Source organism: Massilia sp. TWR1-2-2 (assembly GCF_049897565.1).
Taxonomy (GTDB): Bacteria; Pseudomonadota; Gammaproteobacteria; order Burkholderiales; family Burkholderiaceae_D; genus JAFCUW01.
Genome location: NZ_JAFCWM010000016.1, coordinates 1 through 26,177 on the forward strand (window position 1 = coordinate 1; position 26,177 = coordinate 26,177).

A 26,177-nucleotide genomic window follows, 5' to 3' on the forward strand; every position below is an offset into this window, starting at 1 on the left:
GGGGTAGAATTCATATCGGGCAAGGTGGTGTTCGTGTTGTAAATTGTGTTTCTCGATAACTCACATTTTATCAATCACTTACGGCATTCTTGCCCTTTTTTATGCAAAATTCAGGCTAGAAGGTGGCCTCGATTATTTGCGCGCCGTCGTCGTGAACGATTCGCTCGGTTTGGCTGTCGAACTTGAGGCGGACATGCAGCGCGTCGTCGACACCTACACCTGCGAATGGAAGGCTGCCATCGAAGACCCGGAAACGCGCAAGCGCTTCCGCCACTTCGTCAACAGCGAGCAGGCCGACCAGAACGTGGTGTTCATGTCCGAGCGCGGCCAGATTCGTCCGGCCACGATCGAAGAGCGCCAGCGCAAGACGATCCCGATCATCGCCCTCACCGCCTAGGAGAACCACATGAACCGCGACCTTCAAACAGATAACTGGACCGCCGTCTGCGCGCTCGACGACATCGTGCCCAACACCGGCGTGTGCGCGCTGTTCAACGGCGAGCAGGTAGCCGTGTTCCACGTCGACGACGGCGCCTCGCACGTCTACGCGATCGGCAATTACGACGCCAACTCCGGCGCCTCGGTGATCTCGCGCGGCCTGGTCGGCAACCTGGGCGAACGAATCGTCGTCGCCTCGCCCATCTACAAGCACCACTTCGACCTGCGCACCGGCGAATGCATCGAGGCGCCCGAGCATTCGGTCGGCAGCTTCCACGCCCGTATCGCCGAAGGAAAGGTCTGGGTCGGCGCATGAACGCGCCGCGGCAGTCGCTGGTCGTGATTGGCAACGGCATGGCCGGCATGCGCACGGTCGAAGAACTGCTCAAGCTCTCGCCCGAGCTGTACGACATCACCGTATTCGGCGCCGAGCCGCACGGTAATTACAACCGCATCCTGCTCTCGCCCGTGCTGGCCGGCGACAAGAACATCGACGACATCATGCTGCACACCCGCCAGTGGTATGCCGACAATGGCATTACGCTGCATGCGGGCGACCCGGTGGTCCACATAGACCGGCGCCGGCGCATGGTTCGCTCCAAATCCGGCCGCGAACTCTGGTACGACCGCCTGCTGTTGGCCACCGGTTCCACGCCCTTTATCGTCCCGGTGCCTGGCCACAAGCTGGCCGGCGTGATCGGTTTCAGGGACATCTGCGACGTCGACACGATGCTCGAAGCCGCGCGTAGCGGCGGCCGCGCGGTCGTCATCGGCGGCGGCCTGCTCGGCCTCGAAGCGGCCAATGGCCTGCTGCGCCGCGGCATGCACGTTACCGTCGTCCACGTCACCGACAGCCTGATGAACCAGCAGCTCGACAAGCCGGCGTCGCTGCTGCTGAAAAACGCGCTCGAACTCAAAGGGCTGCATTTCATGCTCGACGCGCACACCGCCGAAATCATCGGCGGCAAGCGCGTCAGCGCCGTGCGCTTCAAGGACGGCAGCGAGATCGCCGCCGACCTGGTCGTGATGGCGGCCGGCGTGCGCCCCAACATCGCGCTGGCGCAGAAAGCGGGCCTGCACTGCGAGCGCGCCATCGTCGTCGACGACACCCTGCAAACGTACGACCCGCGCATCTACGCGGTAGGCGAATGCGTGCAGCACCGCAGCAGCACGTTTGGACTGGTGGCGCCCATCTGGGACCAGGCCAAAGTCTGCGGCGCGCACCTGGCGCGCAGCGGCCATCGCCGCTACGTGCAGAGCGCCACGCCGACCAAGCTCAAAGTGACCGGCGTCGACCTCTATTCAGTGGGCGACTTCATCGGCGCCGAAGGCACCGAGGACCTCGTGCTGCGCGATCCACGGCGCGGCATCTACAAGCGGCTGGTCCTGAACGGCAACCGCATCGCCGGCGCGGTGCTGTACGGCGACGTGCAGGACGGCCCGTGGTATTTCGGCCTCATTCAGGACCGCACCGACATCTCCTCCATGCGCAACCGACTGCTGTTTGGCGAAGCGCTGTGCGCGCGAGCCGCCTGACGAGGAACCTATCGTGAATCTCTCCCCCATTCCGCTGGCAATCCGCACTGCCTGTCCGTATTGCGGCGTCGGCTGCGGCGTGTTGGCTACCCCGGTCGGCGACGGCGCCGTCATCATCGCCGGCGACGAGGCTCACCCGGCCAATCGCGGCCGCCTGTGCGTCAAGGGCTCGGCGCTGGGCGACACCCTTAGCCTCGACGGCCGCCTGCTGCACCCTGGCGTGCGCGAAGACGGCGTGCTGCGCCAGGTATCGTGGGACGCCGCGCTCGACAAGGTCGCCGGCGGCTTTCGCGACATCATCGCCGAACACGGCCCCGACGCGGTCGCGCTATACGTCTCCGGGCAGCTGCTGACCGAAGACTACTACGTCGCCAACAAGCTAATGAAAGGCTACATCGGCAGCGCCAACATCGACACCAATTCGCGCCTGTGCATGTCGTCCGCTGTGGCCGGCCACAAGCGCGCTTTCGGCGAAGACCTGGTGCCTGGCTGCTACGACGACTTCGAGCAGGCCGACATGGTGGTTCTGGTCGGTTCCAACACCGCCTGGTGCCACCCGATCCTGTTCCAGCGCATCTCCGCGATCAAGGAAGCGCGCCCCGATTTCAAGGTCGTCGTCATCGACCCGCGCCGTACCGCCACCTGCGAACTGGCCGACCTGCACCTGCCGGTCAAGCCCGGCACCGATGTATGGCTGTTCAATGGCCTGCTCAGCTACCTGGCCCGCAACGGCTCGGTCGACGCCGGCTTTGTCGCCGCCCACACGAGCGGCTTCAATGGCGCCCTCGAAGTGGCGGAACACGACTGCGCCGATCCATTGGCGGTGGCCAAGGCCTGCCGTGTCGAACCGGAAGCGCTGCTCGACTTCTACCGCTCGTTCGCCACCACCGCGAAAGTAGTCACCGCCTTCTCGCAAGGCGTCAACCAGTCGTCCGCCGGCACCGACAAGGTCAACGCCATCATCAACTGCCACCTGCTGACCGGCCGTATCGGCAAACCTGGCATGGGACCGTTTTCGCTGACTGGCCAGCCCAATGCGATGGGCGGACGTGAAGTCGGCGGCCTGTCGAACATGCTGGCGGCCCACATGGAGCTCGACAACCCGCTGCACCGCGAGACGGTGCAGGGCTTCTGGAAGTCGCCGCACATCGCCAGCAAGGCTGGCCTGAAAGCGGTCGACCTGTTCCGCGACATCGAGGCGGGCAAGGTCAAGGCCGTGTGGATCATCGCCACCAACCCGCTGGTCAGCCTGCCGGACGCCAACCAGGTGCAGCGCGCGCTGGAAAAATGCGAGCTGGTGGTGGTGAGCGACATCGTCGCCGGCACTGACACCAACGCCTTTGCCGACGTGCTGCTGCCGGCATTGGGCTGGGGCGAAAAAGACGGCACCGTGACCAATTCCGAACGCTGCATCTCGCGCCAGCGCCCGTTCCTGCCGGCGCCCGGCGAAGCGCGCGCCGACTGGAAGGCGCTGTGCCAGGTCGCGCAGCGCATGGGATTCGACGGTTTCGATTTCGACGGCCCGCGCCAGATTTTCGACGAGCACGCTCACCTGAGCGCATATCGCAATACGCCTGCCGACGCGCCACGCGCCTTCGCCATCGGCGGTTTGAAAGGCTTGAACCCGCGCCAGTACGACGACCTCAAACCGGTGCAGTGGCCGGTGGCACCAAATGGCGCCGGCACCGCGCGTCTGTTTGAAGACGGCCGCTTCGCCCATCGCGACGGCAAGGCGCGCTTCATCGCCACCGCCACCCGCGCGCCGGTGCACATGCCGGACACCGAGTTCCCGCTGGTGCTCAACACCGGGCGCGTGCGCGACCAGTGGCACACCATGACGCGCACCGGCAAGGCGGCGCGGCTGTCGGGCCACGTGGCCGAATCGTTCATCGACATGCATCCGCAAGACGCGCTCAAGTTCGGCGTACGCGAAGGCGAACTGGCGCGCGTGTCGAGCCAATGGGGCGCGATGGTCGCGCGCGTGCAGCACGGCGGCGGCATCGCCCGCGGCGGCGTTTTTATTCCGATCCACTGGAACGGCCAGACCGCGTCCGACGCGCGCGTTGGCACGGTCGTCAATCCCGCCGTCGACCCGATCTCGGGAGAGCCCGAATTCAAGCACACGCCGGTGACGATCGAACGGTTCGGCGTTTCGTGGCACGGTTTTATCCTGAGCCGCAGCGACCTGCCGCTCGATGGCGTGGCGCACTGGACACGCATCCAGGGCCAGCAATTCACGCGCTACGAGATGGCCGGGCGCGGCGCCATGGCCGACCATGGCGCCTGGGCGCGCGCGCTGCTCGGCGTGGCCGATGCGGACGCCGACTGGCTCGACTACGAGGACCGCAGCGGCGCCGTCTACCGCGCCGTTCACCTGGTCAACGAGCGCATCGAACAGTGCGTTTTCATTACGCCGCGGCCGGATCTTCCCTCGCGCGCCTGGCTGGCGAGCCTGTTCGCCAAGGACGAACTGTCGCGGCTGGATCGCGTGGGATTGTTAAGTGGGCAGGCAGCCGAAAAGGGAGTCGACGTCGGGCCGACGGTGTGCTCCTGCTTCGGCGTCGGCCGCAACACCATCTGCGACGCGATCCGCGCCAACGGCCTGACGTCGACGGCGGCAATCACCGCCTGCGTCAAAGCAGGCGGCAATTGCGGCTCGTGCGTCCCCGAGCTGAAGCAGCTGCTCACCGAAACGCTCGCCGCCGAGACTGCGGCATGACTCGGATGCCGTTTGCATAAAAACCGTTTTTCCCGCGCAGGCGGGAATCTCTAGCATCTCGGTTCATAGGTGGTATCGATTCCCGTCTGCGCGGGAACGACGTTTTGAAGTTATGTCTTAGCCTCCTGTTAGCGGCGATTCCGCGCGGGGTGTCAGACCTGACACCAGCTTTTAGCGCAACAGGGCCGCTACATCTGCCAGGCGCACATCGTGCATCTGATGCAGGTAGGCGTCGAAGTAAGCCTTGTGCGACGCGCCGACCACCACCAGCAAGCGGCTGCCCGGCCGCGCCGTCAGCACGTCGCGAATGTTCGCCACCATGCGCAGATTGCGCGTCTCCCAGTAGCCGACATAGCCGCGACCGAAGCGCTGCGGCGACGGCTCATTGAGCGCCGCGCCGAAATCGCTGTCGAACACCAGCCGGCCCACGCCAGGCCCGTTATGTGCGCGGTACATCGCCAGCACATCGTCGGGCGTGCCAAGCCGTTTGTTCAGCTCCTCATATGCGCGCATGCGCTTTTCCGTCGCCGGGTTGCCCCATGCTTTCATCAGTGCTTCGCCATACGCTTTTCGATCTGTCGCGATCGAGTCGGCGGTGTGATCGTCCATCGCATAGACGCGCTCGTGGCCCAGCCGTGCCGCCAGCCTTGCGGCGATCTGGTAGCTCTCGTCACGCTTGACTTCCAGCGCGCGCAGCAGCTCGACCAGCGTCGCATCGAGGCCGTCGCCGGCTTGCCGTTCGCTTTCCGGCAGCCGCAGCCACTGGACGACGGCCGACGCCCGTTCACCGCCGGCGAGGAACACGGCCGCCAGGCGTCTGCGCTGGGACGCGCTTGGTGCCGCCGGCCACGTGGCAAGCAGTTGCTCCGCTTGCGCCGCGGCCGCCGGGACATCGAGCCCGGTGGCGGCATGCGCCGGCGCCGGGTCCCAACAGTAGGAGCCGATCGAGTCCTTATAGCGATGCGGAAAACGGCGCAGGAAATCGCACTGCATCCCGGACAGCGCTTCGATCGCGATCGCCCGCGGCTGCCAACTCGCCAGCCGATCGTTCAGCAGCTGCAGGTTGGCGACGTCGAGGGAGGCCGGCAGTTGCGAAAGGTGCGGCGTGGCTAGCACCAGTACCTCATTCGGAGTCCCCGCCGCCGGGCCTTTCAGCGTGCTGGGATTGAAATCCGGCTGGTAACCCTGCGCGGCGGCCAAGCCGGAAAGCGCCATCGAGACAAGCAAGCAAGATAATCGCGGCACTCAGTTTCTCCCTCAAAGTTGACCATTGTTATTTGAATAGTTGCATGAGCGCCGAAAAAAGTCACTTCAAGATGGATGCATACGCCCGCTCGCTTGCGCTATATTGTTAATAGAAATCTATCCAACATTTACCCCAAGGCCAGTCGATGCACAATCTCCCGTTCAAACAAGTCGATGTGTTTACCGCCGTCCCTTTCAAGGGCAATCCGCTGGCCGTGGTGCTCAAGGCCGACGGACTCACCGGCGAGCAAATGCAGCAAATCGCCAACTGGACCAACTTGTCGGAGACCGCGTTTGTGCTGCCGGCCAGTTCTTCCGCTGCCGACTACCGGGTGCGCATCTTCACGCCCGCGTCCGAATTACCTTTCGCCGGTCACCCGACGATCGGCACGGCGCATGCGCTGCTCGAAGCTGGCTTCATCGAAGCGCGCGATGGCGCGCTGGTGCAGGAATGCGCGAAAGGGCTGATACCACTGCGCGTGGAATTCGATGCCGCGGGCGGCCGCTGGATTTCATTCGAACTCCCAACGCCGGAATTGACGGCGCTGACCGAAGCAGAAACGGGCGATCTGGAAGCGAACCTCGGCTGCACCGTATCGCGCGAGGCACCGCCGCAGCTGGTCGATGTCGGCGCCCGCTGGATCGTGGCGCAGCTGGCCGATGCGCAAGCGGTGCTGGCCTGCCGGCCCGATTTCGCGCGTCTGAAAATCCAGGACACCAAGGCGCGCGCGACCGGCGTGATCATTTTCGGCGCGCACGCGCCCGGCACGGCGGCGACGGTGGAAGTGCGCGCGTTCGCGCCAGCGAGCGAAATCGACGAGGATCCGGTGTGCGGCAGCGGCAACGGCTGCATGGCAGCTTTTATCCGCGCAACCGGCCAGACTGCGCGATTCGGCCAGCGCTTCGTCGCTTCTCAGGGGATGGTGGTTGGCCGCGCGGGATTGATTCGCATCGCCATCGACACCGACCGGATTGAAGTTGGCGGCATGTCCGTAAGCTGCATCGATGGCAATCTGCGGTCTCCTCAAGGTCTGGAATAGAGTTTAGCTCGTTCCCGAGCCAGGCACGTTCGCCTTGCTGGGCGCTGCATTTGCCAGCCTCGCATGGCAGCGGCGACGCCGCACCGCCGAGGCATGAGCGCCTGACGGCAATCCTTGAGAGGAAACGGGTTCGATGCCGTTTTAACACATTGCCAACAACTACAACGGGGTCAGACCTAGGTCTGACCCCGTTGGTACTTTCGGCACGTTCGCCTCGCTGGACGCTGCATTTGCCGGCCTCGCATGGCAGCGGCGACGCAAACTGGGTCTGCCCCCCGGTTTTGGAAGTTATACCTGCATATTCATCATCTCGTGGTAGGCCGACACCATCTTGTTGCGTACCTGGACTGTCGCCTGAAAGCCGATGCTGGCCTTCTGCATCGAGATCATCACGTCCGACAGGCTGACCGAGTCGTCACCCATGGCGAACTTGTTGCCCATTTCTTCGGACTTGATCTGCGCGCTGCTGACCTGCTCGAGCGACGACTTCAGCGCGTCGGAGAAGTTGACCTTCGCCGCTGGCGTCTCGCCGATGCCAACCGGGGCGACCGGCGCGCCGCTCGGCTTGGTCGCCGCCGCCTTGAGTTGGGCCATCATCGCTTCGATGCGCCCACTGTCGATTCCGCCTACATTCATTGCTGCCTCCTGTTATGCCGGCCCGCGCGCAGGTACAATGTGCGTACAAGCGGACTCAGGCTGTCACAATAGCACCGCGTGCACACGAGTTCCCGTGGAGCAAGGCCGCAAACCACGCTCTGTTTCAGCGATTGACGGCGGTGCTGGAGCACCATAATTGTGGTTAAGCCCCATTCCTTGTTCAAGGCGCGGGAACAATTCACACATTGGGCGTGTCGCTCTCGGAACTCAACATGGCAGCAGCAGCGGAAAACCTGGTCCTCGATCCACCCGGGCAACAGACGTTCCTCCAGACTTCGTTTGGACGCAACATCGTGCTCGGCGTCGGTGCGGCGGTCGTGCTGGCAGTCATGGCGGCGGTGTGGATGTGGAGCCAGCAGCCGGAATACCGTGTCCTGTTTGCCAACTTCACCGACCGCGACGGCGGCGCCATCACCGCCTCGCTCGACCAGATGGCGGTCAAGTACAAATTCTCCGAAGGCGGCGCCGCGATCCTGGTGCCGGCCAGCCAGGTCCACGACATCCGCCTCAAGCTCGCCGCGCAAGGCCTGCCGAAAGGCGGCAACGTCGGCTTCGAGCTGATGGAAAACCAGAAGCTGGGCGTGTCGCAATTCCTCGAACAGGTCAACTACCAGCGCTCGCTCGAAGGCGAACTGGCGCGCTCGATCCAGTCGCTGGCCGCCGTCAGCGCCGCGCGCGTTCACCTGGCGCTGCCGAAACCGACCGTGTTCGTGCGCGACCAGCAAAAGCCCACCGCCTCCGTGCTGCTCAACCTGCAAACCGGCCGCGTCATTGACGCCGCCCAGGTCAGCGCAATCGTCCACCTGGTCGCCTCCAGCGTGCCGGAACTGCCGCCGTCGAACGTCACCGTCGTTGACCAGGCCGGCAACCTGCTGTCGGACACCTCCAAGCCGGCCGGCGCCAAGAACCTCGACCCGAACCAGCTCAAATATGTCATGCAGATCCAGCAGGGCATCGTCAAGCAGGTCGAGTCGCTGATCGTGCCGCTGGTCGGCCAGGGCAACGTGCGCGCCGAGGCGACCGCCGACGTCGACTTCGCGCAAGTCGATACCGCCGCCGAAATCTACAAGCCGAATTCGCCGCCGGCAGCTTCCGCCATCCGCAGCCAGCAGTCGTCCGAAGCTGCCACGCCAGGCGCCTCCGCCGGCGGCGTGCCGGGCGCGCTGTCGAACCAGCCGCCGGGCGTGGCCACCGCACCGATCACCGCCGGCGCTGCCGCCCCCGGCGCGCCTGCACCAGGCGCTGGCCCCAGCCGCAAGGACAGCACCACCAACTACGAAGTCGATAAAACCGTGCGCTTCGAGCAGCGCCCGATGGGCGGCGTCAAGCGCCTGTCGGTCGGCGTGGTGGTGAACTACCGCCGCATCGTCGACGCCAAGACCGGCAAGGTCACCATCAAGGCGCTCACCACCGCCGAAGTGGCGCAGATCAATGACCTGGTCAAGGAAGCGATGGGCTTCTCGAAGGAGCGCGGCGACACCCTCAACGTCACCAACGCGCCATTCGACGGCGTCGACAAGCCGGTCGCGCCGGCCGAGGCGCTGGCCTGGTGGCGCGACCCGGAGATACAGGAGATGGGTCGCCAGGCGCTGAAGTATCTCGCCGCCGGCCTGCTGCTGCTGTTCCTGTATTTCCGCCTGCTGCGCCCGATGCTGCGCCCCGTGATGCGCAAGTTCGACCAGATTACCGACCTGCCGCCGGCGCCCGTCAAGCCGAGCGTGGACGAGGTCGAAAAAGAAGCCGAGCGCGCCGAGCACGATACGGTTGCAGGGCAGCAGGTCGCCGGCTACCGCGAAAATTTAAACATGGCGAAGAAGCTGGCCCACGACGATCCGCGGGTGGTGGCCAACGTCGTCAAGGCATGGGTAGGCGCAAATGAATGATAACGGCATCCAGAAGGCTGCCATCCTGATGCTCGCCATCGGCGAGACCGAAGCGGCCGAAGTGATGCGCTTCCTCGGCCCGCGCGAAGTGCTCAAACTCGGCGCGGCGATGGCGACGATGAAGAGCGTGCAGCACGAACAGGTGGTGACCGTGCTCGACGCGTTCCGCCAGCAGACCGAACTCAATTCGACCGTCGGCCTCGATTCGGACGAATACATCCGCCAGGTCTTGACGAAGGCGCTCGGCGACGACAAGGCGTCGGTGCTGCTGTCGCGTATCTTGGGCGGCAAGGATGCTTCCGGCATCGAGAGCCTGAAGTGGATGGACGCGTCGTCCGTGTCGGAGCTGATCCGCAACGAGCACCCGCAGATCATCGCCACCATCCTGGTCCACCTCGAGCGCGACCAGGCCTGCGAAATCCTCGGCAATTTCACCGACCGCCTGCGCAACGACGTGGTGCTGCGCATCGCCACGCTGGACGGCGTGCAGCCGGCCGCGCTGCGCGAACTGAACGACGTACTCACCAAGCTATTGTCGGGTAACGAGAACATCAAGAAGTCGTCGCTCGGCGGCGTGCGCGCAGCGGCCGAAATCCTGAACTTCATGAGCGGCGAGCAGGAAGGCTCGGTCATGGACAACATCAAGAACTACGACAACGACATGGCGCAGAAGATCATGGACGAGATGTTCGTGTTCGATAACATCATCGACATCGATGACCGCGGCATCCAGCTACTGCTGCGCGAAGTGCAGTCGGAGATGCTGATCATCGCGCTCAAAGGCGCCTCGCAGGACCTGCGCGAGAAGATCTTCCGCAACATGAGCCAGCGCGCCGGCGAGATGATGCGCGAGGACCTCGAATCGAAAGGCCCGGTGCGCCTGTCCGAAGTCGAAGCGCAGCAAAAGCAGATCCTGCAGATCGTGCGCCGCCTGGCCGACGAAGGCCAGATCGTATTAGGCGGAAAAGGTGAGGATTCGTTTGTCTGATACGCCGAAAGAGATGCAAACCGCTTACCAGCGCTGGGAAATGAACTCGTTCGGCGACGACCGTCCGAGCGTGGTGGCCAAGCGCCCTGCCGCCGCCGCGCCGGTCGAACCGCTCATGCTGCTGCCGTCCGAAGAGGAACTGGCCGCCATCCGCGAGCAGGCGCGCGCCGCCGGCCATGAAGAAGGCCAGGGCGCAGGCTACGCCGACGGCCTGGCGATCGGGCGCTCGGAAGCGGCGCGCGAACTCGAACACCTGCAGGCGATCGCGCTCGAATTCAGCGGCGCGCTGGCCGCCGCAGACGAGACCATCGCCGCCGATGTGCTGGACCTGGCGCTGCACCTGGCCAAGGGCATGCTGCGCAGCGCGCTGGAGATCAAGCCCGAGCTGGTGATCCCGGTGGTGCGCGAGGCGATCGAATACCTGCCGGTGGTGCAGCAACCGGCGGTGCTGATGCTCAATCCCGCCGACATGCCGATCGTGCGCGAAGCGATCGGCGAAGAACTCGACAAGGGCGGCTGGCGCGTGGTGCAGGACGCCAGCATCGCGCGCGGCGGCTGCAAGGTCGATACCGCCACCAACCAGATCGACGCCCAGCTGGCCACGCGCTGGGAACGCATGACGCACGCGCTGGGCAAAGACCTCGACTGGCTCGGCGCGTGAACGTGCCGCCGCCAGACCGCCACACCGCGCGCTGGAAGTCCTACCTGCGCGACTGCGATTCGCTGCTCGATTTTGTCGAACCGATGCAGGTGTCGGGCCGCGTCACCCGCGTCGCCGGCCTGGTGATGGAATGCGTCGGCCTGCGCCTGGCCGTCGGCAGCGCCTGCACCATCCCGATGGCCAACGGCATCCGCGTCGAGGCCGAAGTAGTCGGCTTCGACGGCGACCGCCTGTTCCTGATGCCGCAAAGCGATGTCGAGGGCATCGTGCCCGGCTCGCGCGTGTTCCCGATCGAGGCCTCGGTGCCGAAACCGGGCAGCGTGGCCCATCCGCGCCGCCGGCCGAGCGACCGCGCGCGCCACCTGCCGGTCGGCGACGCCCTGCTCGGGCGCGTCGTCGACGGCGCCGGCCGCCCGCTCGACGGCCTCGGTCCCCTCGGCGCCCAGCACATGGCGCCGATCAGCGCACGCCCGGTCAATCCGCTCGACCGCGCGCCCATTACCGAAACGCTCGACGTCGGCGTGCGGGCGATCAATTCGATGCTCACCGTCGGCCGCGGTCAGCGCCTAGGACTGTTCGCCGGCACCGGCGTCGGCAAGTCGGTGCTGCTCGGGATGATCGCGCGCTACACCACCGCCGACGTCATCGTCGTCGGCCTGATCGGCGAACGAGGCCGCGAGGTCAAGGAATTCATCGAACAGATCCTGGGGCCAGTCGGGCGCGCGCGATCGGCCGTAGTGGCGGCGCCCGCCGACAGCCCGCCGCTGATGCGCCTGCAGGGCGCCGCCTACGCCACCGCGATCGCCGAGCACTTTCGCGACGAGGGCAAGAACGTCCTGCTGATCATGGATTCGCTGACCCGCTACGCGATGGCGCAGCGCGAGATCGCGCTGGCGATCGGCGAGCCGCCGGCCACCAAAGGCTATCCGCCGTCGGTGTTTGCCAAGCTGCCGGTGCTGGTCGAACGGGCCGGCAATGGCCTGGAAGGCGGCGGCTCGATCACCGCCTTCTACACCGTACTGTCGGAAGGCGACGACCAGCAGGATCCGATCGCCGACGCTGCGCGCGGTATTCTGGACGGTCACATCGTGCTTGACCGCCACCTGGCCGAAGCGGGCCACTACCCGGCGATCGACATCGAGCAGTCGATCAGCCGCGCCATGCACGGCATTACGTCGACGCCGCACCAGCACGCGGCGCGGCGCCTCAAGCAGCTGTATTCGCGCTACCAGCGCTCGCGCGACCTGATCAGCGTGGGCGCGTACGCGCCCGGCAGCGACCCGGTGCTCGACCAGGCCATCGCGCTGCACGACAAGATCGAGGCCTTCCTGTGCCAGGAGATACCTGACAAGGTCGACATGCAGCAGAGCTTGACCCAACTTACCGCTCTGTTCGAGTGATGGCGGCGGCGCCAGGCCGACTATAATCTTTCATTATGGCAAGCCTCTCTGCACTCGACACCCTGATCGACCTGGCCCAGCGCGACTGCGATGCGGCGGCCAAGCGGCTCGGTGCGGCGCTGAAGGCGGCCGAGGAGTGCGAAGCGAAGCTGACGATGCTGCTTGGCTACCGCGACGATTATGCGATGCGGCTCGACGCGGCCCAGGTGGCCGGCATCACGCCGATGGCGTACCGCAATTTTGTCGCCTTCCTCGACAAGCTCGACAACGCCATCAATGGCCAGCGCGAAGTGACCAAGCATGCGCACCACAAGAGCGCGGTGGAGAAGACCCGCTGGCAGGCGAGCGAGCGCAAGCGGCTGTCGTACCGCACGCTGTCCGAACGCGCCGCCGCCGAAACGCTGCGCATCGAGAACAAGCGTGACCAGAAGCAGGTGGACGAATTCGCGGCTCGCAAGGCCTTTTACAAACGCTGACCCGATAGACAGCAAACGAAACCCAACGACCATGCACACTCCTACCCTGCCCCAGATTACCGCCGCCGCGCCACGCGCGAACGTCAATGCCAACGCCAATGCGTCCGGCGACGGCGCCCAATTTAGCCAGGCGCTGTCGCGCGAGATCGAGCAGCGCAAGCCGAGCCCGAACCCGGCCGCCGCGCCGGTCAAGCCGCAGGCCGCCGCCAAGCCGCAGCAGGCATCGCCGGCGCAGCAGGCATCGCCGGCGCAGCAGGCATCGCCGGCGCAGCAGGCCGAACGCCAGCCGGCCGCCGCGCCGGCCAAATCGGCTGACGGCAAAGGCGCCGCGGCAAGCGGCGACGCCGCCACCGACGAGGCCAGCAACGACGCCGCCGACGCGGCCGCGGTCAGTCCGGTGGCCGACATGCTCGCGCTGGTCGCCGCTTTCAACCAGCCGGCTGTGGTTGCCGCCGCACCGGTCACCGATCCGCTGGCGGCAGCTGCCGCTGTCGCCGCGTTGAAGAAGGCGCCCGAGCCGATCGAGTATTCGGCCCAGCCGGTCAAGCCGGGCCCCACTGCGGTGAGCGAAACGCTCGACGGCGCGACGCTGCCTGCCGCGCCGCCGGCCGCCGATGGCAAGACGCTGTCGTTCAAGGACGTCGCCGCGGCGGTCGACGGCGCCGCGCGCATGATGGATGCACCGGCGCCCGAGCCGCTCAAGGTCGACCTGGCGCCGCCGCGCAGCATAGTCGGCGCCGACGCGACGGCTGTCGCCGACAAGCCCCCCGCCGGTTTGACCACGCCGGCCGCGGTTGCCGCGCCGGCCAGCCCGGCCGACGGCGATGCCGCGCCGGTGATGACGAAAGCCGAACCGGCGCTGGCGCCGACGATGGTGAAAGTCGACGCAGCGGCGCCGCGTGCGCGCGAAGGCGCGGCCGACATCACCGCCATCAAGGAGCCGGCCGCAGTGGCGGCAGCGCCGGTCAGCGCGCCGGTGCAGCAGGCGTCGCTGGTGATGGCGCACGGCGTCCATGCCAACCCGGGCGAGCGCATCGCGGCGCGGGTCGGTACGCCCGGCTGGGATAACCAGGTCGCCCAGAAGATCGTCTGGATGGTGGCCGGCAAGGAGCAAAGCGCCACGCTGACCCTGAACCCGCCCGACATGGGACCGATGCAGGTGGTGCTGAGCGTGACGAACGACCAGGCGACCGTATCGTTTACCGCGGCGCAGCCGGAGGTGCGGCAGGCGCTGGAAAACGCGATGCCGAAGCTGCGCGAGATGATGAGCGAGAACGGCATTTCGCTGGGCAATGCGTCGGTCAACGAAGGCGCGCAGGATCAGCGCCAGGCGCAGCAGGGTGACAAGTCGCGCGGCCAGGGCGGCGGCAACCGCTTCGGCGGCGGTGGCGACGTCGCCGGCCCGGCCGAGGCGCCACGCGCTGCCCGCAGCGGCGCCGGCCTGGTCGATACGTTCGCATAAACGCCCGCGCTCAGCACCGTCACACTACGCACCGTCATCCTCGCGAATGCGCGGAGTCATTTCTGCCAGCGTCAGGAATGACGGTTTTTAGGTTAGCGCAATTATCCGGATATTCGTGCGCGATAAAGCCGCATTGGCTTATCGACATCCATTCCCGCGCGGTTCGTTTTTAGTTTCGCATCGATGTCCCCAGCAAGCCACGAGTTGGAAGTGGTTATTCCTTCTTTTCCACGCATCCGATCGCCCGGTTAATCCCGATAATGACATAATGACGGCGACGATCCACTTACAGCACCCGGAGTATCTTGAAAGCGAATGACAAAATGAAGGCTGATCCAAAAGCAGATCCAGCGTCGGCGCCGAATGGCTCGAAGAAGAAAATGCTTATCATGATTATCATCGCCGTTCTGGTCGTGGGTATCGGCGCCGGTGCGGCCTGGTACTTCATGCAAGACAAACCGGCGGGCGCCGCCCACAAGGTGGTCAAGGCCGAGCCGCCCGAATACGTGCCGATCGAATCGTTTACCGTCAACCTGCAGCCTGAAACGGGCGAACAGTTTTTGCAGATCGCATTCACGCTGCAAGTGCAGAACCAGAAAGAAGGCGAAGCGATCAAGGCCAACATGGCTAAAGTACGCAGCCGCGTGCTGCTGCTGCTGTCGGGCAAAAAAGCGTCCGAAATTTCGACCGTCGAAGGCAAGCAATTGCTGGCCAAGGAAATCGTCGCCGCGGTCAAGCAGCCGTTCGTCGACAAGGGCGAGCCGCAGCAAGTGAGCGACGTGCTGTTTACCGCCTTCATCATTCAGTAATGAACCATGGCCGATAATTTTCTCTCCCAGGAAGAAGTTGATGCCCTCCTCAAGGGCGTCAACGGCGATCAGGATGACGCTGCCGCGCCGGAAGAGAGTACTGGCGTTCGCACCTATAACCTGGCGACGCAGGAACGCATCGTGCGCGGCCGCATGCCGACGCTCGAGATCATCAACGAGCGTTTCGCGCGCTTGTTGCGCGTCGGCCTGTTCAACTTCCTGCGCCGCAGCGCCGAAGTGTCGGTCGGCTCGGTGCGGGTATCGAAGTACAGCGAATTCATCCGCAACCTGGTGGTGCCGACCAACCTGAACCTGGTCCACATGAAGCCGCTGCGCGGCACCGCCCTGATGGTGTTCGATCCGGGCCTGGTGTTCCTGCTGGTCGACAACCTGTTCGGTGGCGACGGCCGGTTCCACACCCGCGTCGAGGGCCGCGACTTTACCCAGACCGAGCAGCGCATCATCCTGCGCATCCTCGATATCGTGTTCGAGGCCTATACCAAGTCATGGGAGCCGGTCTTCCCGGTCGAGTTCGAATACATCCGTTCCGAAATGAACACCCAGTTCGCCAACATCGCGACGCCGAACGAAGTGGTGGTGTCGTCGACCTTCACCGTCGAGCTCGGCTCGGTGTCGGGCCAGATCCACTTCTGCATGCCGTATTCGATGATCGAGCCGATCCGCGATGCGCTCACGTCGAGCCTGCAGGGCGAGGCGCTGGAAGTGGACAAGCGCTGGATCCGCCTGATGACGCAGCAGATCCAGATCGCCGAAGTCGAGCTGATCGCCACGCTGGGAACCGGCCGCGCCTCGTTCGACGACATATTGAACATGAAAGTGGGCGACATCATTCCCCTCAACGTGCCGGAGACGATCCAGGCCACGGTCGACGGCGTGCCGGTGATGGACTGCACCTACGGCGTGCTCAACGGACAGTACGCGCTGAAGGTCGAGAAACTGCTGGCCAATTCCGATTCCACTAAATAGAAGCAGCACCACAGGAGAGCACGATGTCCGATAATCAAGACGACCAGAGCATGGATGACGACTGGGGCGCCGCCATTGCCGAGCAGGCCAAGGCGGAAGCCGAAGCGTTGCAGAACCAGGCCGCCAGCGCCGCCGTGTTCAAGGACTTCTCGAACAAGGGCACGAAGAGCGAAACGCCGAACGACATCGACTTCATCCTCGATATCCCGGTCCAGCTGACGGTCGAACTTGGCCGCACGAAGATCGCCATCAAGAACCTGCTGCAGCTGGCGCAAGGTTCCGTGGTCGAACTCGACGGCCTGGCCGGCGAGCCGATGGACGTGCTGGTCAACGGCTGCCTGATCGCCCAGGGCGAGGTGGTGGTCGTCAACGACAAGTTCGGTATCCGCCTGACCGACATCATCACGCCGTCCGAGCGGATCAGAAAACTGAATAAATAATGGTCCGCTTCCTTCTCGCCGTCGCCGTCGCAGCAACATTTGCGGCCGGCACGGCGCAGGCCGGCCAGGCCCAGGCGGTCCAACCGCCGCCGGCCGCCGTCCCCGCCCCTGCCGCCACCGCCACCCCGCCCGTCCCCGCCGAGCAAAGCATTGCCACCGGTCCCGGGCGCCCGGTCGTGGTGCAGCCGATGACGTCCGCGCCGGCTGCCGGCAGCCTGATCCAGACCATCCTGGCGCTGTGCGCCGTGCTCGGCCTGCTCGCGGTTCTGGCCTGGTTCATGAAGCGCTACGGCCCGAAGGCCGTCGCCGGGTCGGCCCACGTGCGCCTGGTCGGCGCCCTCAACCTTGGCGGGCGCGAGCGCATCATGGTGGTCGAAGTGGGCGACCAGTGGATCGTGGTGGGCGCCTCGCCCGGCCGCGTCAATGCGCTGGCGACCATGCCGCGCGAGGCCGACGCCGATGCCGGCACCGCCTCGAATGCAAGCTTGCACCCGCACCAGCCACCGGCTTCCAGTTTTGCCGAGTGGCTCAAACAGACGATCGACAAACGTAATGCGAAATAAGAAACTCCTGCTGGCGGCACTCGCCCTCCCCGCGCTCGCCGTGCCCGCCATCGCGTTCGCCGCGCCCGGCATTCCTGCGTTTACCAGCGTGCCCGCCGCCGGCGGAGGCACCGCCTATTCGCTGCCGGTGCAAACGCTGCTGTTGATGACGGCGCTGTCGTTCCTGCCGGCAGCGCTGTTAATGATGACCAGCTTTACCCGCATCATCATCGTGCTGTCGCTGCTGCGCCAGGCGCTCGGCACCCAGTCGGCGCCGCCGAACCAGGTGATGGTCGGGCTGGCGCTGTTCCTGACGCTGTTCGTCATGGGCCCGGTGTTCGACAAGATTTACACCGATGCCTATTTGCCGCTGCAGGAAAACAAGATCCAGATGGGCGAGGCGATGGACAAGGGCGTCGCGCCACTGAAGGCGTTCATGACCAAGCAGACTCGGCAGTCAGACCTGGCCTTGTTCGTCAAGATTTCGCGCTCGCCGGCGCTGCAGGGCCCGGAAGACATCCCGCTGCGGATCCTGATCCCGGCATTCGTCACCAGCGAACTGAAGACCGCGTTCCAGATCGGCTTCGCCATTTTCATCCCATTCCTGATCATCGACATGGTGGTCGCCTCGGTGCTGATGTCGATGGGTATGATGATGATGTCGCCCGCGGTCATTTCACTGCCGTTCAAGCTGATGCTGTTTGTGCTGGTCGACGGCTGGCAGCTTCTGCTCGGCTCGCTGTCTCAGAGTTTTTACTAGGGCAAGAGATGACTCCAGAAACCGTCATGACGATGGGCCGCAACGCGATGGAAGTGACGTTGATGGTGGCCGCGCCGATGCTGCTGGTGGCGCTGATCGTCGGCCTGATCGTCAGCATTTTCCAGGCCGCCACGCAGATCAACGAAGCGACGCTGTCGTTCATCCCGAAACTGGTCGGCATTTTTGTCGCATTGGTGATCGCCGGGCCATGGATGCTGGCCGTCATGCTCGACTACATGCGCCAGGTATTTACCAGCATCCCCGGCCTGATCGGCTAGGCGCGCGGCGCCTTCTTTTACCATGCTGACGCTTACCAGCGGCGAGATGAACACGTGGATCGCGGCCCTGATGTGGCCGCTCACGCGCATTCTCGGACTGATCGCCGCCTCGCCCCTGTTCGGCAACAGCAGCGTGCCCCAATCGATCAAGATTTCCCTCGGCGTGCTGCTGGCGGTGATCATCGCGCCGGCGATTCCGGCGTTGCCGGCGGTCGACCCGATGTCGATGGCGGGCTTCCTGATCCTGCTGCAAGAGTTGCTGATCGGGCTGGCGATGGGCTTTGTCATGCGCATCGTGTTCGCCGCCATCGAGATGGCCGGCGAAGTGTCGAGCCTGACGATGGGCCTCGGCTTTGCCACCTTCTTCGACCCGATGTCGAAGGGCCGCTCGTCGGCGGTGAGCCAGTTCCTGGCGCTGATCGCCACCATGGCTTTCGTGGCCGTCAACGCGCACCTGGTACTGCTGGAGGCGCTGGCGGAAAGTTTTATCAGCATGCCGGTGTCGGCCACGCCGATGGCGGCCGGCGCGCCGCTCGAGCTTGCGCGCTGGGGTGCGCGCATCTTCAGCGCCGGCCTGCAGCTGTCGTTGCCGATCGTCGCCGCGCTGCTGATCACCAACGTCGCGCTCGGCATCCTGACGCGCGCCGCGCCGCAGCTCAACATCTTCGGCATCGGCTTTCCGGTGTCGCTCGGCGTTGGGCTGCTGGTGATCAGCATGTCGCTGCCCTACCTGAGCACGCCGATCCTGAACCTGTTCAACCAGGGCATCGAAGCGGCGCGCAGCCTGCCGCGCGCCGGCGCCGCGCGCACGCCGCCGCAGCAACAGCCGCCGCCATCGTAGCGACGGTTTTGAAGCTGGCGGGAATCGATGCGGAAACGGCGGCGCGCATTGCGCGCGCCGCCCATGCGGCCTTAGCCGATGTAATTGAACAGCGACAAGCCCGAGATGGTCTTGAAGGTTTTCTGCGCCGCTTCGAGCGACGATTGCTGCTGCGAAAATTGCGTGATCGCCTTCAGCACGTCGAGCCCTTCCAGGTCCTGCAAGGTTGCCGCGTACTGGATGTCGGCGTCGTCGCCGGCCAAGTCGAGGGTGTCGAATTCCTTCATGCGCGAACCGACCGACGAGCGCACCGTCAGCACGTTGTCGAGCGCGGTGCTGAGGTTGCCGTTCGCTTCGGCCAGGCCAGCCGTCATCGCCTTCTTTTCGGTGTCGGTGCTGGCCGGCGCGCGCAGCGTCTCGATCATCTTGCTCAGCGTCTGGAACAGCGACTGCCGCTCGCTCGGCTTGACGCTGAACTTGTCGGTGTCGGCCGGCGCGCCGGTGACGTCGAACTTCATGCCGCCAACGACGATCGGCTGGCCGCTGGTGTACGGCATCGACGCCACCGCCGGCGCCGGCGGCACCGTCACGCCCATGGTCGCGTCGGTGATCACATAGCTGATCTGCTCAGCGATGGCCGGGCTGCCGGGTATGCCAGGTCCTGCAATGACTTCCGCCACGGCAGGCACGACCGTGAAATCGATGCTGTAGGTGTGGCCCGTCAGCTGACGCGCGTCGGCAACGGTGCCGGCCGAAATGACGGCGCCGCCGGTGTTGGTGGTGGCCGCGCCGGTGACGAAGTTGCCGTTGCCGGTTGGCAGATTGGTAAATACCGAGCTGCCCGAGTCGCCGATCGCCACCTTGCGCGACGAGGCGATCTGCAGCTGGGCCTGGCCCTGGTCGCCGAGGTAGTCGACGCCTTGCGCCGTCTTGACGAAAGGAACCGTGCTCGACTGGAAGCCGGAGAACACGTAGCCGCCATTGCCGTCGGAGCTATTGGCCAGCGACATCAGGTCTTCCAGCCGGCCTTGCAGTTCGTTGGCATAGGTGGCGCGGTCGCTGTTGTTGTTGATGCCGTTGGCGGCCGCCACCGCGATCACCTGGACGTCCTGGATCAGCTGTTGCACGCCGGTCAGCGCCACTTCTTCCTGCGACAGCGCGGAGCGGGCGTTCTGCCGGTTCGTGGCGTACTGGGCATTGATCGATTGCGATTGCGTCACTTCCAGCGCGCGGGCGGCGGCGATCGGGTCGTCCGCCGCGCTGAGCATGCGCTTGTTGCTCGACAACTGCTGCTGCGTGCGCGCCAGCTGGCTCTGCAGGCTGCTGAGCTGGTTGGTCGACGTCGTGTACATCATATTGGTGCTGATACGCATGGTCATCCTTGATTATCGTCCGAGCGACAGCAGCGTGTCGAACAGGGTGCTGGCAATCTGCATCACCTTGCCGGCGGCCTGGTATGCCTGTTGGTATTTCAGCAAATTGGCCGCTTCCTCGTCGAGGTTGACGCCCGACACGCTCTGCTGCACCGCGTTCGCGCGCGCCAGCATCGATTCGCTGGCCAGGCCGTTGACCTGCACTTCGCGCGCCTTGTTGCCGACCGAACTGACCAGCTGGGCGAAGCCGGCCTGGTAGGTCGCCGTATTCTTGTCGAGCAGCGGCTTGCTGGCCAGCTCGCCCATCAGCACCATGTTGCGGTTGTCGCCGACGCCGCCGCTGTTGCGCTTGACGGTGAACTGGTCGCCGTCGACCGGCAAGCCGCGCAGCGACATCGTCACGCCGCCGAACTCGTAGCTGGCGCCGGCGACGAACGGGATCACCGGCGCGGTGCCGGCGGTGTACGGCGTGGTGACGCCGGCAACGGTCACTTTGACGATCTGGCCGGCGGTAAAGCCGCTCAGCTCATTGGTGGCGGCCTCATACTTGATCGTGGCCGGCGCAAACGCCGGGTTCGGCGGCAGGAAGTTGGCGTTGACGCTGCCTTCGCTGACGACCGCGTTGCCCTTGTTGCCCGTCACCGGTCCGATGATCACCGGCGACGCCGCGGCGATGTCGCCGACCTGGCGCGGCACCACGGTGAACTGGGCGGCGCCGTTGATGGTCGGGCGCACCAGGAAGGCGTCGCCGGCGACTTGCTTGCCGCTGATGCTGAAATTGATGCCGTCGATCGACGCCGCCTGCGGACCGGGCTGGGTGTAGGCCGGCAAGGTTGTCAGCTTGCGGTCGGACAGCCGGGTGACGGTAAACCCGGCCGCCGTTTCGTTGTATTCGACCTTGTAGTCGCTGGTGGTCAGCAGGCTAGGGTCGCTTACCTGCGCCGTCACCTTGGTCGGATCGAGCGGATCGGCCGGCGCGCGGTTCATGTTGACGCTGACAACTGCCGGCGCCACCGTGAACAGGTCGCCGCCGAGGTTGCCGGCGCTGTCCTGGCCCATGCGGTGCTGGGCATTGAAGCTCATGGCCATGGCGATGGCGACGCGGCCGATCGCGTTTTGCGCCTGGTCGAGCGTCGTCGAACGGAAATCGAGCACGCCGCCCAGTTCGCCGCCGGTCAGCGACGACGCCGTCAGCGGCGTGACCGTCTTGCCGGTGACGTAGCCCACTTCGAGCCGTGCCGGGTCGCCCGCGGCCGGCACCACCGCCAGTTCGTACGTTTTGTTGCCCACGACGAGCGGCTGGCCGCCGCCGATCGACACCGTAACCGAGCCGTTGTCACCTGGCATCGCGGTCGCTTTGACCTGCTTGTTCAGGTCGAGCACGATCTGGTCGCGCTGGTCGAGCAAGTCGTTCGGCGCGTGGCCGGTCGACGTCGTCAGCGTGCTGATCTGCTCGTTGAGGCCGGCAATCTGGCTGGCATAAGAATTGATCAGCGTGATGTTGGACGTGATCTCGCTGTTGACGCCGGCGCGCAGTTCTTCGAGCTGGCCGTTGAGGCCCTGAAAGCGCGACGCCAGTCCTTCGGCGCTCGACAGGAAATTCTGGCGCGACGGCGTCGACGCCGCGCCCGCGCTCAGCGCCTGCACCGACTTGAAGAAATCCTGCAGCGCCGGCGACAGGCCCGAGCTGGTGTTCGACAAGATGTTGTCGACCTGGGTGATCTGGGCGTTATAGGACGCCAGCGCGCTGGTGGTGCTTTGTGCGTTGCGTACCTGGACGTTGAGAAACTCGTCCGAGTAGCGCTTGATGTCGGCCACCTGGGTGCCGCTGCCGACGAAGCCATAGCCGGAGTCCTGCGCCGCCGTGGTCGTTTGCACGGTCTGCTGGCGGCTGTAGCCGGGCACATGGGCGTTGGCGATGTTGTGGCCGGTCGTCGCCAGGCCTGCCTGCGCCGCAAACAACCCGGTCTTGCCGATATTGAGGAGATTTCCAGCCATAATCGATTCGATTCGTTTGTATTCGTTACCCTACTCTACGGCAGATTTGCGGAAAACTTGACTTGCCGGAAAGACAAGCCGGGTTTTGGCTAGCCGACCAGCGAGTGCGTGATGATGCGGCTGAGCTTGGCAGCGTACAACGGATCGGTGGCGTAGCCGGCCTTTTGCAGGCCGCGCGCGAAGCTGGTGGCGTCGCCGGCGCTGGCCATGACCTGCTCGTAGCGCGGGTTCTTGCTGATCAGCCCGGCGTAATCCTTGAAGCCGTCCGCGTACGTGTCGTAGGCGCGGAACTTCTCGACTCGCGTCTGCGGCACGCCGTCGACATACTCGGTCGTGACCGCGGTGGCAACCTTGCCTTTCCAGCCAGGGCCGGCCTTGATGCCGAACAGGTTGTGGCTGGCGCTGCCGTCGGCGTTCTTGATTTCGCGCTTGCCCCAGCCCGACTCGAGCGCCGCCTGGCCGAGCATGAACTTGGCCGGGATGCCGGTGCTGCGGCTCGCTTCTTCGGCGTGGGCGCCAAGCTTGTCCTGGAACGAGCGGATGTGCGGCGCCTGCGGCCGGCCCGACGCCGTCAGCGCCGCCGGTCCGGCCGCGGCTGATGCGTTGTTGGCGGCGCCGTGATTGAACCCGGCCGGCGCGACCGCCGGCAGGCGCGACGGCGCCAGTAGCGCGCCGGGCGTTTTGAGCAGCCCTTCTGCCGCCATCGGCGCCGGCATCGCGGCCGGCGTCGGCACGTTCTGGTCGCCGCCGATGGCCAGCGCCTGCGCGTTGGTCGCCTGCGCCGTCAACTGGCGGATCAGCACGTCGGCCAGGCCAACGCCGCGCTTGGCCATGTTCTGGCTCATCTGCTGGTCCAGCATCGACGTAAACATCTTTGTCTGCTGGTTGTCGAGCATGCCTTCCTGCGGCGTGGCGTCGCGCATGCTCTTCATCATCATGTTGATGAACATCGCCTCGAACTGGGTGGCGGCGCCCTTCAGCGCTTCGGGCGAGCCGGCCTTGGCCGACTGTTTCAGTTCGCCCAGGCCCTTGGTATCGAGCGCCAGTCTGGACGTCAGGTCGTTGGATGAAGGGATCATGGCGCCGCCCTAGATGATCTCGAGCTCGGCGCGCAGCGAACCGGCCGCCTTCAGCGCCTGCAGGATCGACAGCAGATCTTGCGGCGAAGCGCCGATCGCATTCATCGCCTTGACCACTTCGGCCAGCGAGGCGCCGCCCTTGACCATGACGACCTTGCCCGGATCCTTCTTCACTTCAATCTGGGTGTTCTGGGTGACCACGGTCTTGCCGCGGCTGCCAGGGGCCGGCTGGCTCACCTGCGGCTCGGGACTGATCGTCACCGACAGGTTGCCATGCGAAATGGCGCAGCTCTCGAGCGTCACCGCCTGGTTCATCACGACCGAACCGGTGCGCGCGTTCATGATGACCTTGGCGTTGGCGGTGGCCGGGCTCACTTCGAGCGACTCGAGGATGCCGAGAAAGGCGACGCGCTGGTCGGACGACGACGGCGAGCGCACGCGAATGACGCGCCCGTCCAGCGCGGTGGCGATGTCCGGGCCGAAATGGTTGTTGATCGCTTCGACGACCCGGCTGGCGGTCATGAAGTCGGTGCTGTTGAGTTCGAGGCGGACCTGGTTGTCGGCGCCGAGGCTGTTGGCAACGGCGCGCTCGACGGTGGCGCCGCCGGAAATCTTGCCCACCGCGAGGTGATTGACCTGCACCACGGCGCCGCCGGCGGCAGCGCCGACGCCGCCGACGAGCACGTTACCCTGGGCCATCGCGTAGACTTGCTGGTCGGCGCCGTGCAGCGGCGTCATCACCAGGGTGCCGCCGCGCAGGCTCTTGGCGTTGCCGATCGACGACACCGTGATGTCGATCGTCTGGCCCGGCTGGGCAAACGCCGGCAGCGACGCGGTGACCATCACGGCGGCGACGTTTTTGAGCTGCAACGTGGTGCCCGCTGGCAGGTTGACGCCTTTTTGCTGCAGCATCGCCATGATCGACTGCACCGTGAACGGCGTTTGCGTGGTCTGGTCGCCGGTGCCATCTAACCCGACGACGATGCCGTAGCCGGACAACTGGTTCTGGCGCACGCCGGCGATGCTGGCGAGGTCTTTCAGGCGTTCGGCGTGGGCGGCCGGCGCCGCCAGCAACGCGGCGCACAGCAAGGTGACGGAAAATCGCATTATCGTTCCCATCAGAAAGGCAGCAGCGACTGGAAGAAGCGCGACACCATCGCCGTCATTTCCGCGCGGTCGATCTGGCTGTTGGTGCGGTACTCGATGCGCGCGTCGGCCACCTGGGTCGACGCCACCGTGTTGCCCGATTGAATACTGTCCGGGCTGACCATGCCGGAGAATCGGATGAACTCGACGCCCTTGTTGAGCGCGATCTGCTTCTCGCCGGCGACGATCAGGTTGCCGTTCGACAGCACCTCCGTCACCGTCACGCCGATGACGCCGGAAAACGTGTTGGTGGCGCTCTGGTTGTCGCCGTCGGCGAACTTGTTGACGGCATTGGCCGCCACGTTGGCGCCGAACCGGCCCTGGGCGATGCCGGGCGTGCTGAAGCTGACCGAGCCGGACTTGCTGCCGGAACTGGCGCCGGCCTTCATCGCGTTGGTCCGCTCGGTGATGCTGATGGTAAGCATGTCGCCGATGTGGCGGGCGCGGCGGTCCTCGAACATCGGCTTGTACGCCGCCGCCTGGTAGATCGCGCCATTGCTGGCCAGCGCCGGCTCCGGCAGCATCGGGCGCACGCTGGTGGGACGCTGCACGATCGAGGTCGGGGTGGCCGAGCAGCCGGCCAGCGCCAGCAGCGCGAGAATGATGAGAGGTTTCATAACTGGGACAGCTTTTGCAGCATCTGGTCGGACGTGGTGATCGCCTTGCTGTTGATCTCGTAGGCGCGCTGGGTCTGGATCATGCTGACCATTTCCTCGACCACGTTGACGTTCGAGGTCTCGACATAGCCCTGCATCAGCACGCCGGCGCCGTTGGTGCCTGGCGTGTTGGTGTTGGCGGTACCGGAGGCGCCCGTCTCGACGTACAGGTTCTCGCCCTTCGACTCCAGCCCGGCCGGGTTGACGAACGTGGCCAGCTGCAAGCTGCCGACCTGCGTCGGCGTATTGGTCCCGGGAGTGGTCACCGACACCACGCCATCGCGACCGATCGTGATCGACTGCGCGTTGGGCGGAATGGTGATGGCCGGCTGCACCACGTAGCCCGACGAAGTCACCAGCTGGCCATTGGCGTCGGTCTGGAACGAGCCGTCGCGGGTGTATGCCGGGGTGCCATCGGGCAGCAGCACGGACAGGAAGCCGGCGCCGTTGATCATCACGTCGCGCGAATTGCCGGTGCTCTGGGGGTTGCCCTGGGTGAAGATGCGCTCGGTGGCGACGGCGCGCACGCCAGTGCCGATCTGCAGGCCCGACGGCAGGTTGGTCTGCTGCGACGACTGCGCGCCCGGCTGGCGTATGTTTTGGTACAACAAGTCCTCGAACACGGCGCGCGAACGCTTGAAGCCGTTGGTGCTGACGTTGGCCAGGTTATTGGTGATGACGTCCAGGTTGGTCTGCTGTGCTTCCAGGCCAGTCTTGGCGATAAATAGGGAACGGATCATTTGTGTCTCCAGTAACGTGGCAGACGAACACCGCCATGCACACG

Annotated in this window: 25 protein-coding genes and 2 pseudogenes; 19 read left to right on the forward strand and 8 right to left on the reverse strand. The window is 65.3% G+C overall.

Going from position 1 to position 26,177, the window contains the following annotated elements:
* Positions 1-115: 115 nt before the first annotated feature.
* The 4 genes and pseudogenes from ACP7DD_RS16260 to ACP7DD_RS16275 all read left to right on the forward strand — a co-directional run.
* Positions 116-397: pseudogene (locus ACP7DD_RS16260) on the forward strand (nitrite reductase (NAD(P)H)); the annotation flags it as partial.
* Between the two features lie 9 nt (positions 398-406).
* Positions 407-754 carry a nitrite reductase small subunit NirD gene (gene nirD, locus ACP7DD_RS16265; protein ID WP_426175846.1) on the forward strand — a complete coding sequence of 116 codons (348 nt, stop codon included), beginning with the start codon at positions 407-409 and terminating at the stop codon, positions 752-754.
* Positions 751-1,974: an NAD(P)/FAD-dependent oxidoreductase gene (locus ACP7DD_RS16270; RefSeq protein ID WP_426175847.1), complete on the forward strand. Its 1,224-nt coding sequence runs from the start codon at positions 751-753 to the stop codon at positions 1,972-1,974. The genes nirD and ACP7DD_RS16270 overlap by 4 nt, the downstream gene beginning before the upstream one ends.
* Positions 1,975-1,987: 13 nt before the next feature.
* On the forward strand, positions 1,988-4,693 hold the full coding sequence (locus ACP7DD_RS16275) for a molybdopterin-dependent oxidoreductase (protein WP_426175848.1): 2,706 nt from the start codon (positions 1,988-1,990) through the stop codon (positions 4,691-4,693).
* Between the two features lie 171 nt (positions 4,694-4,864).
* Here the strand turns inward: ACP7DD_RS16275 and ACP7DD_RS16280 are convergent, their stop codons facing one another.
* On the reverse strand, positions 4,865-5,908 hold the full coding sequence (locus ACP7DD_RS16280; protein ID WP_426175849.1) for a DUF5694 domain-containing protein: 1,044 nt from the start codon (positions 5,906-5,908) through the stop codon (positions 4,865-4,867).
* A 176-nt stretch (positions 5,909-6,084) separates the two neighbouring features.
* On the opposite strand from ACP7DD_RS16280, the gene ACP7DD_RS16285 reads away from it, so the two are divergent.
* Together ACP7DD_RS16285 and ACP7DD_RS16290 are read left to right on the forward strand one after the other, a co-directional pair.
* Positions 6,085-6,978 (forward strand): PhzF family phenazine biosynthesis protein, encoded by an 894-nt coding sequence (locus ACP7DD_RS16285; RefSeq protein WP_426175850.1) that lies wholly within the window; start codon positions 6,085-6,087, stop codon positions 6,976-6,978.
* A gap of 16 nt (positions 6,979-6,994) precedes the next feature.
* A pseudogene (locus tag ACP7DD_RS16290) lies at positions 6,995-7,075 on the forward strand (PEP-CTERM sorting domain-containing protein); the annotation flags it as partial.
* A 191-nt stretch (positions 7,076-7,266) separates the two neighbouring features.
* Here the strand turns inward: ACP7DD_RS16290 and fliE are convergent.
* Entirely contained in the window at positions 7,267-7,614 is a 348-nt protein-coding gene (gene fliE / locus ACP7DD_RS16295) for a flagellar hook-basal body complex protein FliE (protein ID WP_426175851.1), read from the reverse strand.
* Positions 7,615-7,847: 233 nt separating this feature from the next.
* On the opposite strand from fliE, the gene fliF reads away from it, so the two are divergent.
* The 13 genes from fliF to fliR all read left to right on the forward strand — a co-directional run bounded on the left by fliF (position 7,848) and on the right by fliR (position 19,162).
* A complete protein-coding gene (gene fliF, locus ACP7DD_RS16300; protein ID WP_426175852.1) occupies positions 7,848-9,518 on the forward strand; it encodes a flagellar basal-body MS-ring/collar protein FliF in 1,671 nt (556 codons plus the stop codon).
* Complete coding sequence (gene fliG / locus ACP7DD_RS16305) at positions 9,511-10,506, forward strand: flagellar motor switch protein FliG (protein ID WP_426175853.1); 996 nt, start codon at positions 9,511-9,513, stop codon at positions 10,504-10,506. Before fliF ends, fliG begins: the two co-directional genes overlap by 8 nt.
* 13 nt (positions 10,507-10,519) lie before the next feature.
* Positions 10,520-11,167, forward strand: coding sequence for a flagellar assembly protein FliH (locus ACP7DD_RS16310; RefSeq protein WP_426175854.1), 648 nt, complete (start codon positions 10,520-10,522; stop codon positions 11,165-11,167).
* Positions 11,152-12,567, forward strand: coding sequence for a flagellar protein export ATPase FliI (gene fliI / locus ACP7DD_RS16315; protein ID WP_426175957.1), 1,416 nt, complete (start codon positions 11,152-11,154; stop codon positions 12,565-12,567). Before ACP7DD_RS16310 ends, fliI begins: the two co-directional genes overlap by 16 nt.
* Before the next feature lie 35 nt (positions 12,568-12,602).
* Complete coding sequence (fliJ, locus tag ACP7DD_RS16320) at positions 12,603-13,043, forward strand: flagellar export protein FliJ (RefSeq protein ID WP_426175855.1); 441 nt, start codon at positions 12,603-12,605, stop codon at positions 13,041-13,043.
* A 31-nt stretch (positions 13,044-13,074) separates the two neighbouring features.
* Positions 13,075-14,505, forward strand: a complete 1,431-nt coding sequence (locus ACP7DD_RS16325; protein ID WP_426175856.1) for a flagellar hook-length control protein FliK — start codon at positions 13,075-13,077, stop codon at positions 14,503-14,505.
* A gap of 323 nt (positions 14,506-14,828) precedes the next feature.
* On the forward strand, positions 14,829-15,314 hold the full coding sequence (gene fliL / locus ACP7DD_RS16330) for a flagellar basal body-associated protein FliL (RefSeq protein WP_426175857.1): 486 nt from the start codon (positions 14,829-14,831) through the stop codon (positions 15,312-15,314).
* A 6-nt stretch (positions 15,315-15,320) separates the two neighbouring features.
* Positions 15,321-16,301, forward strand: a complete 981-nt coding sequence (fliM, locus tag ACP7DD_RS16335; RefSeq protein WP_426175858.1) for a flagellar motor switch protein FliM — start codon at positions 15,321-15,323, stop codon at positions 16,299-16,301.
* 23 nt (positions 16,302-16,324) lie between these two features.
* Complete coding sequence (gene fliN, locus ACP7DD_RS16340) at positions 16,325-16,741, forward strand: flagellar motor switch protein FliN (RefSeq protein ID WP_426175859.1); 417 nt, start codon at positions 16,325-16,327, stop codon at positions 16,739-16,741.
* Positions 16,741-17,304, forward strand: coding sequence for a flagellar biosynthetic protein FliO (gene fliO, locus ACP7DD_RS16345; protein WP_426175860.1), 564 nt, complete (start codon positions 16,741-16,743; stop codon positions 17,302-17,304). The genes fliN and fliO overlap by 1 nt, the downstream gene beginning before the upstream one ends.
* A complete protein-coding gene (gene fliP, locus ACP7DD_RS16350; protein ID WP_426175861.1) occupies positions 17,294-18,043 on the forward strand; it encodes a flagellar type III secretion system pore protein FliP in 750 nt (249 codons plus the stop codon). Before fliO ends, fliP begins: the two co-directional genes overlap by 11 nt.
* An 8-nt stretch (positions 18,044-18,051) precedes the next feature.
* Entirely contained in the window at positions 18,052-18,321 is a 270-nt protein-coding gene (gene fliQ, locus ACP7DD_RS16355; RefSeq protein WP_426175862.1) for a flagellar biosynthesis protein FliQ, read from the forward strand.
* Between the two features lie 22 nt (positions 18,322-18,343).
* Positions 18,344-19,162 carry a flagellar biosynthetic protein FliR gene (gene fliR / locus ACP7DD_RS16360; RefSeq protein WP_426175863.1) on the forward strand — a complete coding sequence of 273 codons (819 nt, stop codon included), beginning with the start codon at positions 18,344-18,346 and terminating at the stop codon, positions 19,160-19,162.
* A gap of 71 nt (positions 19,163-19,233) precedes the next feature.
* On the opposite strand, the gene flgL is transcribed toward fliR, so the two are convergent.
* From flgL to flgG, 6 genes are all read right to left on the reverse strand, one after another.
* Entirely contained in the window at positions 19,234-20,514 is a 1,281-nt protein-coding gene (gene flgL / locus ACP7DD_RS16365; RefSeq protein ID WP_426175864.1) for a flagellar hook-associated protein FlgL, read from the reverse strand.
* 12 nt (positions 20,515-20,526) lie between these two features.
* Entirely contained in the window at positions 20,527-22,512 is a 1,986-nt protein-coding gene (gene flgK / locus ACP7DD_RS16370; protein ID WP_426175865.1) for a flagellar hook-associated protein FlgK, read from the reverse strand.
* An 89-nt stretch (positions 22,513-22,601) separates the two neighbouring features.
* Positions 22,602-23,591 (reverse strand): flagellar assembly peptidoglycan hydrolase FlgJ, encoded by a 990-nt coding sequence (flgJ, locus tag ACP7DD_RS16375; RefSeq protein WP_426175866.1) that lies wholly within the window; start codon positions 23,589-23,591, stop codon positions 22,602-22,604.
* Between the two features lie 9 nt (positions 23,592-23,600).
* Positions 23,601-24,698, reverse strand: coding sequence for a flagellar basal body P-ring protein FlgI (locus tag ACP7DD_RS16380; protein ID WP_426175867.1), 1,098 nt, complete (start codon positions 24,696-24,698; stop codon positions 23,601-23,603).
* Positions 24,699-24,709: 11 nt separating this feature from the next.
* Positions 24,710-25,354: a flagellar basal body L-ring protein FlgH gene (locus ACP7DD_RS16385; RefSeq protein ID WP_426175868.1), complete on the reverse strand. Its 645-nt coding sequence runs from the start codon at positions 25,352-25,354 to the stop codon at positions 24,710-24,712.
* Positions 25,351-26,133, reverse strand: coding sequence for a flagellar basal-body rod protein FlgG (gene flgG, locus ACP7DD_RS16390; protein WP_426175869.1), 783 nt, complete (start codon positions 26,131-26,133; stop codon positions 25,351-25,353). The genes ACP7DD_RS16385 and flgG overlap by 4 nt, the downstream gene beginning before the upstream one ends.
* Positions 26,134-26,177: the final 44 nt, after the last annotated feature.